The organism is Chromobacterium sp., assembly GCF_041912965.1.
GTDB classification, from domain to species: Bacteria; Pseudomonadota; Gammaproteobacteria; order Burkholderiales; family Chromobacteriaceae; genus Chromobacterium; species Chromobacterium aquaticum.
Map to the genome: position 1 here is coordinate 98,588 of NZ_JAYSGF010000005.1, position 12,827 is coordinate 111,414.

At 60.8% G+C, this 12,827-nt stretch carries 12 protein-coding genes; 4 read left to right on the forward strand and 8 right to left on the reverse strand.

The genetic code is table 11. The features are described from left to right. The first annotated feature begins 21 nt into the window (after positions 1-21). The 4 genes from ACE3QM_RS04215 to msbA are packed head-to-tail and all read left to right on the forward strand — an operon-like array spanning position 22 to position 5,343. On the forward strand, positions 22-1,116 hold the full coding sequence (locus ACE3QM_RS04215) for a glycosyltransferase family 9 protein (RefSeq protein ID WP_374420465.1): 1,095 nt from the start codon (positions 22-24) through the stop codon (positions 1,114-1,116). Beyond that, a complete protein-coding gene (locus ACE3QM_RS04220; protein WP_374420467.1) occupies positions 1,109-2,434 on the forward strand; it encodes an O-antigen ligase family protein in 1,326 nt (441 codons plus the stop codon). Before ACE3QM_RS04215 ends, ACE3QM_RS04220 begins: the two co-directional genes overlap by 8 nt. Then, positions 2,427-3,530 carry a glycosyltransferase family 4 protein gene (locus ACE3QM_RS04225; RefSeq protein WP_374420469.1) on the forward strand — a complete coding sequence of 368 codons (1,104 nt, stop codon included), beginning with the start codon at positions 2,427-2,429 and terminating at the stop codon, positions 3,528-3,530. Before ACE3QM_RS04220 ends, ACE3QM_RS04225 begins: the two co-directional genes overlap by 8 nt. A gap of 52 nt (positions 3,531-3,582) precedes the next feature. Next, a complete protein-coding gene (gene msbA / locus ACE3QM_RS04230; protein ID WP_374420471.1) occupies positions 3,583-5,343 on the forward strand; it encodes a lipid A export permease/ATP-binding protein MsbA in 1,761 nt (586 codons plus the stop codon). A gap of 69 nt (positions 5,344-5,412) precedes the next feature. Here msbA and ACE3QM_RS04235 read toward each other — a convergent pair whose 3' ends face one another. The 8 genes from ACE3QM_RS04235 to ACE3QM_RS04270 all read right to left on the reverse strand — a co-directional run bounded on the left by ACE3QM_RS04235 (position 5,413) and on the right by ACE3QM_RS04270 (position 12,591). Further along, positions 5,413-5,796 (reverse strand): FimV family protein, encoded by a 384-nt coding sequence (locus ACE3QM_RS04235; protein ID WP_231461545.1) that lies wholly within the window; start codon positions 5,794-5,796, stop codon positions 5,413-5,415. 196 nt (positions 5,797-5,992) lie between these two features. After that, a complete protein-coding gene (gene aroB / locus ACE3QM_RS04240) occupies positions 5,993-7,072 on the reverse strand; it encodes a 3-dehydroquinate synthase (RefSeq protein ID WP_374420474.1) in 1,080 nt (359 codons plus the stop codon). 2 nt (positions 7,073-7,074) lie between these two features. Continuing rightward, positions 7,075-7,635, reverse strand: coding sequence for a shikimate kinase AroK (gene aroK / locus ACE3QM_RS04245; protein ID WP_048409423.1), 561 nt, complete (start codon positions 7,633-7,635; stop codon positions 7,075-7,077). Between the two features lie 70 nt (positions 7,636-7,705). Beyond that, entirely contained in the window at positions 7,706-9,829 is a 2,124-nt protein-coding gene (gene pilQ / locus ACE3QM_RS04250) for a type IV pilus secretin PilQ (RefSeq protein ID WP_374420476.1), read from the reverse strand. Beyond that, positions 9,826-10,344, reverse strand: a complete 519-nt coding sequence (locus tag ACE3QM_RS04255; RefSeq protein WP_374420478.1) for a pilus assembly protein PilP — start codon at positions 10,342-10,344, stop codon at positions 9,826-9,828. Before ACE3QM_RS04255 ends, pilQ begins: the two co-directional genes overlap by 4 nt. 11 nt (positions 10,345-10,355) lie before the next feature. Then, the gene (locus ACE3QM_RS04260) at positions 10,356-10,967 is read right to left on the reverse strand and encodes a type 4a pilus biogenesis protein PilO (RefSeq protein WP_231461550.1); all 612 of its coding nucleotides are present in this window, start codon (positions 10,965-10,967) and stop codon (positions 10,356-10,358) included. Next, positions 10,964-11,554, reverse strand: coding sequence for a PilN domain-containing protein (locus ACE3QM_RS04265; RefSeq protein ID WP_048409427.1), 591 nt, complete (start codon positions 11,552-11,554; stop codon positions 10,964-10,966). The genes ACE3QM_RS04260 and ACE3QM_RS04265 overlap by 4 nt, the downstream gene beginning before the upstream one ends. Then, entirely contained in the window at positions 11,554-12,591 is a 1,038-nt protein-coding gene (locus ACE3QM_RS04270; protein WP_231580989.1) for a pilus assembly protein PilM, read from the reverse strand. Before ACE3QM_RS04270 ends, ACE3QM_RS04265 begins: the two co-directional genes overlap by 1 nt. Between the last annotated feature and the right edge of the window lie 236 nt (positions 12,592-12,827).

Here is a 12,827-nt window from a genome sequence, read left to right on the forward strand (position 1 = left end):
CCGGGACGTTTTCCCGGACGCTTGCTGATTTTCGCGGCGCTATTGCTGCGTCTGCCCTTGCAGTGGCTGCGCCGCAAGCCTGACCCAGAGCGTACGGGTCGGGTCTTGATTCTGCATCAATTCCTGTTGGGCGACGCCTTGATGGCGACCAGCCTGTTGGCCAAGGCGCGCGAGCAGTTTCCCATCGCGGATATCGTGCTGGCTTGCCCGCCGGGGCAGGCGCCCTTGTATGCGACGCGACCATACGGCATCCGTGCCTTGGCTTGGCAGCCGCGCGATTTCGCCTCGATCCGGCGACTGTTCGCCGAACCTCGCTTCGACATCGTCTATCTGATGGGCGAGAACCGGCTCAGCTTCCTCGCCCGCGCCATCGGTGCGCGTTGGGTGGTGGGCTTTGCTGGTGAAACGCCACGCTACAAGAACTGGCTGCTGGACGAGGCTGTGGCGTATACGGATCAGCCGGAAGCCTGGACCGATACCGCCGCGCGCTTGATCGACGGCCCCGAGCCCCAGCCGTTTCGTTTGCAGGATTGGCCGGTAGCAGTTGAAGGGTTGCCGCCCGTGCCGCCGCGCTTCGTCGTGCTGCATGTTGGCGCGAGTTCGGCGACCCGCTTCTGGCCCGCGGCCAGCTGGAACCGGGTCGCGGCCACGGTCCGGGCTTGCGGCTGCGTGGTGCTGTGGTCATGCGGACCGGGAGAGCAGCATTTGCTGTCGGCCGTCGAGGCGGGGCCGGACGATATCGTGATGGCCGGCACGCTGAGCCTGGCGCAATTGCGCGCGGTGTTGAGCCGCGCCCACGCCTGCGTGTGTCCGGACACCGGCATTGCGCATCTGGCCAAAGTGGCGGGCGCGCCCTTGCTGATGCTGTTCGGACCGGGCAGCGAGATCTTGTTCGGCGCAAGCCGGTTTTTTGCCGACTTCACATGTGTTGGAGTAGGTCCTAGCTGGTTCCCTTGCCGTAATCAGCGCAGTGTGCATTATCGCGACGTGGATTGGGCCCTGCGTTGTTTTAGAAAATTTGGAAATCAGGCCGGCGAATGCCGTCAGGCGCAGTGTATGGCTGCGATACCTGTCGGGAAAGTGGCCAAGACTTTGGAAAAATTTCTGCATGAATAATCATCTGGGTTGTGAGCCGCGCTGGCATGGCCGCTTGGCAATCGGTCTGTCCTTGGCGTTTTTGACCTTGGCGAATGTGTCCCACACGATTGCGTTGCGCTACGTGATTCTGTTGCTGATGCTGATTCTGGTGGCGAAAAACTATACCGAACTCAAAAGCTGTTGGCGCGACCAGCGTGGGCCACTGATGGCCATGGGCGCGTTCTTGCTATACGCGTTGCTTCACACCCTATTGCTTTCAATGTGGCCGGAAGCTTCCGCCGGCGAGTTCCACAGTCAGTTATTGATGGGGGGGCTGTGGTTTGCCGTGGGTCTAGCCTTGTTCCATGCGCCTCGGCGCTGGACGATTTCCGACTTGGTCATCGTCGCCGGCTGCGTATTGGCCTCGGCCGAGTTTACCCGTGGAGCGTATGTATATCTGACTACGGGCTCGTGGCCGTTCAATAATGATGTGTTCACCACCGCCACCAAGCTGGAGTTCACCTTCTTCATGAATTTTGTGCTGGCCTTCATTGTGGCCGCGTTTTGTTTCGGGCAACGTGGGCCTCAACCTCTCACATTCTTTCCCCGCTGGGCGCTGTGCTTGGCTGCGGCTTTGATTCTGTTTGTCAGCCTCAAAGCGGGCGCGCGCAACGGCATGATTGGTATCATTTATCTGATGCTGTCCATGCTGCTGGTTTATTCCGTATTTGAAGGCGTGAAAATTGGGTGGGGCAAAACTCTGCTTATTGCCAGCCTGGTCTTGGTTGCCTTGGGAGGCCTTGCTGCATATGCGATCAAGCAAGACAGTCGAAATAAAATATTTTTTGAGTCGGCGACCGCGGGTTGGCATTATGCAGACACTAAAGCTTGGCTGCGTGTAGCGCCGCTACCCAAGTTGTCTAATGGTGTGATTGTGGATGGCTCTGCTTATGAGCGAGTGGCCTGGATTCATAGCGGTCTTGACCTCATCGCGGCGAACCCGCTGGGTTATGGCTATAGCCGCAACGCATTCACCAATGCGCTGACGGCGACGGGTCATCCCAATCAGGTGGGTCATAGCCATAGCGGTTTCATTGATCTGGGTGTGGGACTGGGCGTGTTCGGTATCGTGTTATGGCTGGCGTTTTGCGGCGTGTTGATCTGGACCGGCTATCGAGCCTTCCGTCTGCGCCGCGATACGCTGGGACTGGTGTTGATGTTGGTGACCTGCGGCTTTCTTGGGCGCATGTTGCTGGAAAGCGTGAACAAGGATCATATGCTGCATATCTTTCTGTTCACTGCCGCAGCCTTGTTGGCGGAGTTGAAACAGCGGGAAAAAGGCTCCGCGCATGCGTGATTGGGTGTTGTTCACCGAATCTTCGTCCAATGTCGGCGGCCAGGAGCTGCAGCTGATGCAGCAGATGCGCGTGTTGCGGGAACGAGGGTTCAGGCCGGTGCTGGCCTGCCGGCCGCAGAGCCGGGTGATGGAGGTCGCGTGTCAGCGCGGACTTGAGGTGTTGCCGCTGCGTTTTCGCAACAGCCTGCACCTGCCATCCATTCTAGCGCTACATGATTGGATGCGACGTCACCGTCCGCGACTGGCCATCTGCCATAGCGGTCACGACAGCAATAATCTGGCCATTGCCGCGCGGCTGATGGGGCGTGGCCGGCCTTTCCTGCTGCGCTCGCGCACCTATCAGCCGGGCAAGGCCTCGGCCTGGAGCTATAACCAGCTGGTGGACGCGACCATGTTGCCCAGCGCTTATTTGAAGCGTTGCTTGTTGGAGAATCCGGCGATACGGGCCGACAAACTGCATGTGGTCTACCCCGGCATCGATTTCGCCGCCCTGGATCAGGCCGCCGCGCTGCCCTTGCCGGCAGCGTTGGAGCAATGGTTGTCCCGTTCTTCCGGTCCTCTGCTGGTGCAGGCGGCGATGCTGCGCGGCGAAAAGGGACATAGGACGGTGTTGGCGGCCTTGGCCTTGTTGAAGGACAAGTGGCCCGATGCGCGTTATCTGATCGCTGGAGAAGGGCCGGAGCAGCAGGCGATCGCCGAACTGACGCGGCAGTTGGGCTTGCAGAATAGAGTCTTGCTCGTCGGCGTGGTCAGCCCGGTGGCGGCCTTGTTGGCGCGCGCCGACCTGGTGTTGATGCCATCCAGCTACGAGCCCTTGGGCATGTCGCAGATCGAGGCGCTGGGCTTGGGTGTTCCGGTGCTTGCCAGCGACACCGGCGGCATTCCGGAAACCATGCGCCACGGTGAAACCGGAATGCTGGTGGCTCCGGAGGATAGCGCCGCCTGGGCGGCGGCTATCGATCAAGCGCTGACCCAGCCGGCGCTGATGAAAGCCTGGGCGCAAGCCGGACGCGACGATGTGCGTTCGCGCTTCGCCCCTGAGCGGAATTTGCGGCAGATCCTGACCTTGAGCGGATTGGATGCGATGGGCGTTTGATGCCCATGTTGATGACCGCCCGCGCATGCGGGCATTGTGATGATGGAAACGGATGAAGCATTCTTTGCAAAGCAATTGGGCGATCTATCGTCGCTTGCTGGGGTATTTGGGCCGCTACTGGAAGGTATTCCTGATCTCGCTGGTGTCGATGACGGTGGCGGCGCTGACCGAGCCGGCCTTCGCCCGACTGATGAAGCCGCTCATCGACAGCGGCTTCGTCAATCGCGATCCAGAAGCCATCGCCTGGGTGCCCTTGGCCATCATCGGCGTATTCGCGGTGCGTGGCGTCACCAGCTTCATCAATGAATACACCTCCAGCTGGCTGACCGGCCACTTGGTGCAGACGCTGCGAGAGCAGATGTTCGCCAAGATGCTGTGCCTGCCGGTGCAGTACTACGCCGACAATCAATCGGGCCGCTTGGTGTCGCGGGTTTCCTACGATGTCAATCAGGTCACCGAGGCCGGCTTCAGCGTGATCACGGTCACGGTCAAGGATGGCGTCACCGCGGTCAGCCTGCTGGCCTGGCTGCTGTATATAGACTGGCAGCTGACCTTGATCTGCCTGCTGGTGTTGCCGGTGGTGTCCTTGTGCATGCGGGTGGTGGGCAAGCGCTTGCGCAATCTGTCGCACGAGAATCAGCAGAACATGGCCTTGCTGACCCAGGTGCTGGGCGAAGGCATCGATTGTCAGCGCGTGATCAAGGTTTATGGCGGCGAGGCGCGCGAGAGCCGGCGTTTCCACCAGGCGGCGGCCGCGATTCGGCGCAACGCGGTCAAGCAGAGCGCAGCCACCTCGGCCAATACCGGCCTGACCCAATTGATGATAGCTTGCGCGCTGGCGGCCATTCTGTATTTCGCCACGCTGCGAGCCCAGGGCGGGGCTTTCACCGCCGGCGATTTCATGTCCTTTCTGACCGCGATGATGCTGTTGTTCGCACCGGTCAAGCGTATCACCGGCATTGCCCAGGCGATGCAGCGCGGCTTGGCCGCGGCGGAGTCGGTATTTGAATTCCTCGATCTGCCGGAAGAGCCGGATCATGGTCATACCGCCTTGCCGAGCACACGCGCCAAGCTTTCCCTGTCTCAGGTGGGCTTTCGCTACCCATCGGCGGAGCGCCAGATCTTGCGCGACATCAATCTGCAGGTGCAGCCTGGAGAGACCGTGGCCTTGGTGGGCTCGTCCGGCAGCGGCAAGACCACGCTGGTCAGCCTGATTCCACGTTTTTACGACCCGGATCATGGCGAGATCCGCCTGGATGATGTGCGGCTGCAGGATATTCCCTTGCATGAACTGCGTCGGCATATCGCGTTGGTCAGCCAGGACGTGGTGCTGTTCAACGACAGTGTCGCCGCCAATATTGCCTACGGTGTTGACGAAGTCAGCCGCGAGGCCTTGGTGGAAGCCGCGCGCGCGGCCAATGCGCTGGAGTTCATCGAGGCGATGCCGGAAGGCTTCGACACCCTGATCGGCGAAAACGGCGTGCGCCTGTCCGGTGGCCAGCGCCAGCGGCTGGCGATCGCCCGCGCCTTGTTGAAGAACGCGCCGCTGTTGATTCTGGATGAGGCGACATCGGCCTTGGATACCCAATCCGAGCGCCTGGTGCAGAACGCGCTGGAAAACCTGATGAAGAACCGCACCACCATCGTGATCGCCCACCGTTTGTCTACGATCGAGAGCGCCGACCGCATCGTGGTGATGCACCAAGGCGAGATCGCCGAAGAGGGCACGCATGCGCAGCTGATCGCGCGCGCGGGACTCTACGCCAAGCTGCATAGCTTGCAGTTCAAGGATGAGGATGCGGCGGAGGACTGAGCATTTGCGACGGCGATAATAAAACGGCCAAGGCATCCGCCTTGGCCGTTTTGTATTGAGGAATACGGTTCAGAGCTTGACTTCGAACAGCGGATCTTGCGGCGCTAGGCGGCGGCCGTTTTCCTGTATGGTGTGCCAGACCGGCTGGCCTTGGACTTGCGCTTGAACATCGCGCGCCAGCAAGCAGTAGGCCTCGCGGTTGCATTCGCTGGAATAGGCCCGCAGCAGCGTGACTTTTGCCGGCAGGTCATCCGGATTGTCGCGCAGCGAGTCTTTCAGCACCCGCACCGCATCGCTGGTGCGGCCATAGGCGAGAAAGACCTCGGCTTCTCCCACCGGGTCAATGCCGCGCTGACGCGGCTTGGTGTAGCGTAATTTCTTCCATAAGAATCGTAGGGCGTAGTAACTTGCCATCAGTCCGAAGCTGGCGGCAAACGCGCTCAACGCAACCATGTGGTCTCCCCTTCCGCTTTGCGGCGAATTGATTCCGCCGGCAAACCCCGTCGCGTTGTGCGCTATGGCCTCAATCACGATGCCGGATATTGCCCGCAGTCGTTCTCATCTCCAGTAGATTCATTATTCTGATGAAGTGGCGCGAGCGGCAATCCGTAAAAATCCTTATCGAATCTGTACTTATATTGTTTTCGCTCTAACAGTTTTCATTCAGTATTTTTTCGAGTATCGCAGAGGACAGGCCTGGCTGGATAGCGGCTTGGCCCAATTGTTGCAATAGCACAAAGCGGATGGTGCCTGCCTCGACCTTCTTGTCATGGCTCATCAACTCCAGCCAGCGCGCCAGCGGCATGGCCGGGCTCTTAACCGGCAGGCCCGCCGCGGCGATCAGCGCGCGCACGCGCTCAAGCTCCGCCGGCGTGAGCCAGCCCAGCTCGGCGGAGGCGGCCGCTGCCAGCACCATGCCGGCGCCGACGGCCTCGCCATGCAACCAGACGCCGTAGCCCAGGCCGGCCTCGATGGCATGACCGAAGGTGTGGCCGAGGTTGAGCAAGGCGCGCACGCCTTGTTCTTTTTCATCCTGGCCGACGATGTCCGCCTTCATTTCGCAGCTGCGCTTGACCGCGTATTGCAGCGCGTCGGGGTCGCGCGCGCGCAACCGCGGCATATTGTCTTCCAGCCAGCCGAGAAAGGCGGCGTCTCCGAGCAGGCCGTATTTGATCACTTCGGCGAGACCGGCGGACAGTTCACGCTCAGGCAGGGTATCCAGCAGCGACATATCGGCGATCACCGCTTGTGGCTGATAGAAGGCGCCTATCATATTCTTGCCCTGCGGGTGGTTGATCGCGGTCTTGCCGCCGACCGAGGAATCGACTTGCGCCAGCAGGGTGGTGGGGATCTGGATGAAGGGTGCGCCGCGCTGATAGCAGGCGGCGGCGAAGCCGGTCATGTCGCCGATGACGCCGCCGCCCAGCGCGATCAGGGTGGTCTTGCGCTCGGCATTGCGCGACAGCAATGCGTCGAAAATCAGATTCAGCGTGTTCCAGTTCTTGTGCCGCTCTCCGTCCGGCAGCACGATGGAGAAGGATTCTATCTGGTGCTGGGCCAGCGCCTGTTGCAGCCGGGCCAGATACAACGGCGCCACGGTCTCGTTGCTGACGATGGCGACCTTGGGCAAGGGTAGATGCGGTAGCAGCAATTCGACCTGTTCCAGCAAGTCCCGGCCAATGTGAATAGGGTAACGGGTATCAGGCAGGATCAGGTCTAGGCTTATCACAATCAGCTTCCTTGTGCGGGGCGGTGTTTGGGGGGGAGACCAGCCAGTTGCTCCATTAGGCGCGCAACCAACAGGCTGACATTCTGTTGCGTGGTGTCGACGACGATGTCGGCCACTTCGCGGTAGAGCGGGTCGCGCTCCTGGAACAGGCTTTCCAGTTTGGCGCGTGGATCGGCGATCTGCAGCAGTGGGCGGTTTTTGTCGTGCAGGGTGCGGGCCAGCAGATCGTCTATCGTCGCGCGCAGATAGATCACGGTGCCGTGGGCGGACAGGCAGGCGCGGTTTTGCGGACGGATGACGGCGCCGCCGCCGGTGGCCAGCACGATATTGTCCAGGCGGGCTAGGTCGGCGATGACCGAGGTTTCCCGGTCGCGGAAGCGCAACTCGCCTTCGATGTCGAAGATGGTGGCCACGCGCACGCCGGTTCTGGCCTCGATCTCGTGGTCAGAATCGTAAAAGGTTCTGTCGGTGCGACGCGCCAGTGCGCGGCCCACCGTGGTCTTGCCCGCGCCCATCAAGCCGACCAGAAAAAAATTGCCTGCCAGTTTCTCCATGGCAGGCATTGTAGCCGAGCTTGGCCGCTCTGTCTTTCGGCGTCGCAGCAGCGTGAAAACGGCGGCAGGCGCCGCCGTTTTACTGATTGTTGCCGCTCAGATCGTCGACCACCCTGGGGGTGATGAAGACCAGCAACTCGGTACGGTTATCGTATTTTTGTGAACTGCGGAACAAGGCGCCCAGGATGGGAATATCGCCCAGCAGCGGCACTTTGTTGACGATGTCGCTGATCTGTTGCTGGTAGATGCCGCCAATCACTACCGTGCCGCCATTTTCCACCAGTACTTGGGTATTGACCTTCTTGGTGTCCAGCGCCGGTGTGCCGCCAACGGTCAGCGTGGGGCTGACGCTATCCTTGTTGACCTTGATGTCCAGCATCACGTGATTGTCCGGTGTGATCTGCGGTTTCACGTTCAGGCTGAGCACCGCTTTTTTGAACGAGGTCGAGGTCGCGCCGCTGGACGAGGCTTCCTGGTAGGGGATCTCGGTGCCTTGTTCTATCGTGGCTTCCTGCCGGTCCGCGGTCATGATGCGCGGACTGGAGATTACCCGTCCCTTGTTCTCGGTCTGCAGCGCCTGTAGTTCGAGGCCGATGATGGCGGACTTGCCCACGCTGTAGAGCGCGGTCAGTGAGCCGGCGGGGTTGGTGATGGGCAGGTTGACGCCGGGGGCAATGACATAGGGTGTCTGCGTGGCATTGCCGACGATGCCCATCCTCCCGTTGGCGTTGGTAATGGCATTGGTCAAGCCACCGCCGGAGATGATGCCGTTGCTGGTTACCCGGTCGTAGGACAGTTTGACGCCCAGATTGCGGCTCCAGTTGTCGGTGGCCTCAACGATGCGCGCCTCGATCAGCACCTGTTTCACCGGCACATCGGTCTTGCCTATGATGTCGCGGATCTTGTCTATGGTGCTGCCGGTATCATTGATGATCAGCGTATTGGTTTTGGGGTCGATCAGCGCGCTGCCGCGCTCGGTCAAGATGCTTTCCTTCTTGCCGGTGGTATTCGTGCCGTCCAGCACCTTCTTGAAGTCCTCGGCAGAGCGGTAGCGCAGCACGAAGGTTTCCGAGCGCACCGGTTCCAGCGTGGCCAGTTGCTGTCTGGCTTCCTGCACTTGCTTGTCGCGCGCCAGCAATTCCTCGCGCGGCGCGATCTGGATGATGTTGCCGGCGCGGCGTTGATCCAGGCCCTTGGTTTGCAGAATCAGGTCCAAGGCCTGGTCCCAGGGCACGTCCTTCAATCGCAGCGTGATATTGCCGCTCACCGTGTCGCTGGTGACGATATTGAGGCCGGTGAATTCGGCGATCACCTGCAAGACGGTGCGCACTTCTATGTTCTGGAAATTCAGCGACAGCTTGTCGCCCTTGTATTGCGGCTTCTGATTGCTGTCGGCGGTGCTGGCGGATTCGGGCGTCGGCCGTCTTACTTCCACCACCAATTGGCCATCGGTCTGGTAGGAGGAGAAGTCCCAATCGCCCTGGGGCTGAATCTGGATGCGGCTGTTGCCGCCCTGGTTGCGGGCATCGATCTTGGCCACCGGGGTGCCGAAGTCGGCAACATCCAGCCGGCGCTGGTTCTGCCTATCCAGTTGCGCGCCCAGCACGTCGACCAGCAGCTGCTTGCCTTCGCGACGGATATCGACCGGGGTGCTGGCGGAGGGCAACTTAATTTCCACCCGGCCCTCGCCATTCTTGCCGCGACGGAAGTCCAGCGCCAGGGCTGGAGCATTGGCGGCCAGCGGCGGGCTAGGGCGCGCGGCGACTTGGGCGCCGGCGGCGGGTCGTTCCACCGGTGTCGCGGATTGGGCGGCGCTGCCCAGGTTCGGATTCAGCGTGACCAGCAGCATATTGCCGGACACGGTGCTGCTGTACAGCGCATTGCGGCTCAGGCTCAGCACCAGCCGCGAGCGGCCGTTGGCCTCCACCGCCACCGCCGATTTGACCAGCGAACCGCCTAGGTCCTGTTGCGGCTTGGCCATTTTGACGCTGGCGCCGGCGAAATCGAAGGCGATGCGCGGGGGATTGGCGATCGCGAAACTATTGGGCTGAACCGCGGGACCATCGAAGCTGATTTTCAGCACTTGCTGATCGCCGTCGCCGTTCGCCAGCTGGATGGCGGTGATCGCTGGCCCGGCGGCGGCGCAGCTGAACAGCAGGGACAGGCCCAGCCCCGACAACAGTTTGATGGAGTGCTTGCTCATTTGTTCTGCCCTTGTTCGTCCAGGTACAGGCTGGTGTTGCGCTGCACCCATTCTCCGTTCAAATCTTCCACGGTTTCAGTCAGTTCGATTTCGGTGTCGCCGATCTTCTTGATCCGGCCGAAATTGGGTCCGACGAAGTTGCCTGCCTGCACCCGGTAGACCGCGCCTTCCGGCGTGCGCACCAGGCCGTAGTTGGTGCCGCTTCGACGGATGACGCCCACCACCGCCAGCTTGTCCAGATCATAGTTTTCCAGCGCCTCGCGCGGCCGCTTCATATCCGGCGCGTTGGCCTGGTTCTGACTCTTGGCCGCGGCCAGTTTTTGCGCGTTGAACGGGTCGAGCAAGTCGAAAGCCTGGTAGGCGAACGGCTGATAAGACTGCGCCTGCGGTAGCGGCTCGATCTGGCCGCGCAAGCCTTGGGTGCTGGTCTGCATCCATAATCGCAGGTCGTCGGTATCGCCGCTGCCGCAGGCGGCGAGCAAGAAGGGCAGTACGCAAGCGAGAGTTCTTTTCATGGTGTTGGGACTCACTTGTGGGCGGCCGCCTGCGCAGACCGCTCTTCGGGCTCCAGCGCGCGGAAGGTTTTGGCGGTGGCATCCATGGTCAGGCGGGCGCCTTTGGTGTCCGGAGTCAGGCTGATGTCGGAAATGGTGACGATGCGCGACAGCTGCGCCACATCGCTGACGAAGGCGGCGAGGTCGTTATAGCTGCCGGTCAGGCGGATGGTGATCGGCACTTCCGCCATCTCGGCCGTCTTGATTTCGGGATTGGGCCGGAACAGCTCGAACTGTAGCCCGCGGCCGAGACCGGCCTGGTTGATCTCGGTCAATAGCGTGTCCATATTCGACTTGGTCGGCAACTGCTTCAACAACACGCCGAAGGAGGCGTCGATTTCCTTCAACTGCTGCTGCAGCGCGTCCAGGTTGACCGCCTGGCGTTTCTTGTCGAGATAGGTCTGCTTGAGCTGCTCCTCTTGCTGCTTGGCGGCGTTGAGCCGGTCCAGTTCGTCTCCCAGCACGAAGAAATAGCCGAGGCCGATAAAGCAGGCGACCAGTAGCGCCAAGGCGATGGCCTGACCTTGCGCCGGCCAGTTGGCGATATCCTTGGGGTCCAGCGTGCGCAGTTCGTCCAGCGTCATGGCTTGGCTCCAGGTGTGGCGGCGGGCTGGCCGCTCTTGGCCGGAGCGGGTTCGCGCAGGCTGCTGTTCAGGGTGAATTCGTTGACGCGCTGATTATTGATGCTGGAGGCTTTCACCTCGATCAACACCGGGGCGTCGAAGACATTGGACTGCGCCAGGCTGCGCATATAGTTGGAGACGCGGGCGCCGGACAGCGCGTAGCCAGACAGCGTGAACTGGTTGCCGGTCTGCTTGAAGCTTTTCAAGTAGACGCCGTCCGGGGTTTGCCGCACCAGTTGGTCGAACACGTGCACGCCTTCATTGCGGCCCTGTTCCAACCGTTCCACCAATTGCTTGCGCGATAGCAGATCATCGCGCTGCTTCTTCAGCGTGCCGATATTCTTGATCTGATTGTCCAATTGGGCGATTTCGCCTTGCAGGAAGTCATTGCGCTGCTGCTGATGGGAGAGCCGGCTGCCGATGATCAGGTAGCTGAGCACCACCAGCGCCAGAGATGCGACCAGGGTTAGGCCCAGCAGCACCTGGAAGCGCAATCTATGCGCGGCTTTCTTTTGTTCGCGGTGCGGAAGCAGGTTGATGCGTATCATCAGTCGAACCTCCGCATGGCCAGTCCACAGGCCACCAGCAACGCGGGCGCGTCCATCAGCAACTCCTTCAGGCGGATATTGCCGGACTGCACCATGGTGCTGAACGGATTGGCTATCATGGTGCTGATCTGGGTGCGGCCGGCGACGGCGTCGTCCAGCCCGGGCAGCATGCTGCAGCCGCCGGCCAGCAGGATGTAGTCGACGCGCAGATATTGCGACACGCTGACCGTGGTGTAGAAGAATTGCAGCGCGCGCTGGATTTCCTGGGCCAGGGAGTCGACGAAGGGGTGCATCAGCTCGGATTCGTAACCGTCCGGCAGGCTCATGCCGCGCTTGCCGCTTTCAGCCTCTTCGTAGCTGATGCCGTAGCGGCGCTGGATGTCGCGCGTCAATTGCTGGCCGCCGAAGACCTGTTCGCGGTAATAGACCTGCTGATTATTGCGGATGATATTGCAGTGGATGCGGCTGGCGCCGATGTCGAACAAGGCGAAGGTCTGGTTCATGCCCTGTTCCGGCAATTGCTGCTCGATCTGCTCGAAGGCGGTCATCATGGCGAAGGACTCGACGTCCACTACCTGGGCGCGCAGGCCGGCCATTTCCACCACCGCCACGCGCTCCTCCACTTTTTCCTTGCGGGCGGCGCACAGCAGCACTTCCAGGTCATCTATGCTGGCCGGCGCCGGACCCAGCACCTGATGATCCAGATTCACTTCTTCCAGCGGGAAGGGAATGCTCTGATTGGCTTCGGCTTCGATCAGCTCGGACAGATTGTCGGTCTGGCTGACCGGCACCAGCAGTTTTTTGTAAATCGCCATCGAGGTCGGGATGGCGATAGCGACGTGGCGGGTGGGGCTGCCCAAGCGTTTCCAGGCGCGACGCAGGGTTTCGGCAATGCCTTCTATCTCCACCAGATTACCGTCGCTGATCGCATCCTTGGGCAAGGCTTCGATCACATAGCGCTCGACTTGGCAGTTCTTTCCTGCGCGGGACAGCTCCACCAATTTGATCGCGGTGCTGCTGATATCCAGCCCGAGCATGGGAACGTTCTTGGCTTTCCCCAATCCAAGAGGTTCTAGCCAGGACGGGGCGATTTTAAGTTTGTCGATAAGCATCAGGTGCCTCGATTGGTCCTATGCGACAGTTTTTTGGCGTGTCGCTGCCATTGTTTGTCTTGCGCGCTTTCACAAGACGTTATAATCCGGTTTCCAGTGAAAGCCCATTGTAAATATGCTAAGACGAATCCTCGCAATACTTGCAGGTCTGTTTCTAGGTG

What these genes read in the sequence shown, in the direction of transcription:
- ACE3QM_RS04255 (WP_374420478.1), bottom strand. Translation starts at nt 10,344, where the DNA reads ATGAAAAGAACTCTCGCTTGCGTACTGCCCTTCTTGCTCGCCGCCTGC.
- ACE3QM_RS04270 (WP_231580989.1), bottom strand. Translation starts at nt 12,591, where the DNA reads ATGCTCGGGCTGGATATCAGCAGCACCGCGATCAAATTGGTGGAGCTG.
- ACE3QM_RS04235 (WP_231461545.1), bottom strand. Translation starts at nt 5,796, where the DNA reads ATGGTTGCGTTGAGCGCGTTTGCCGCCAGCTTCGGACTGATGGCAAGT.
- pilQ (WP_374420476.1), bottom strand. Translation starts at nt 9,829, where the DNA reads ATGAGCAAGCACTCCATCAAACTGTTGTCGGGGCTGGGCCTGTCCCTG.
- ACE3QM_RS04225 (WP_374420469.1), top strand. Translation starts at nt 2,427, where the DNA reads ATGCGTGATTGGGTGTTGTTCACCGAATCTTCGTCCAATGTCGGCGGC.
- aroK (WP_048409423.1), bottom strand. Translation starts at nt 7,635, where the DNA reads ATGCCTGCCATGGAGAAACTGGCAGGCAATTTTTTTCTGGTCGGCTTG.
- ACE3QM_RS04265 (WP_048409427.1), bottom strand. Translation starts at nt 11,554, where the DNA reads ATGATACGCATCAACCTGCTTCCGCACCGCGAACAAAAGAAAGCCGCG.
- msbA (WP_374420471.1), top strand. Translation starts at nt 3,583, where the DNA reads ATGAAGCATTCTTTGCAAAGCAATTGGGCGATCTATCGTCGCTTGCTG.
- ACE3QM_RS04220 (WP_374420467.1), top strand. Translation starts at nt 1,109, where the DNA reads ATGAATAATCATCTGGGTTGTGAGCCGCGCTGGCATGGCCGCTTGGCA.
- ACE3QM_RS04260 (WP_231461550.1), bottom strand. Translation starts at nt 10,967, where the DNA reads ATGACGCTGGACGAACTGCGCACGCTGGACCCCAAGGATATCGCCAAC.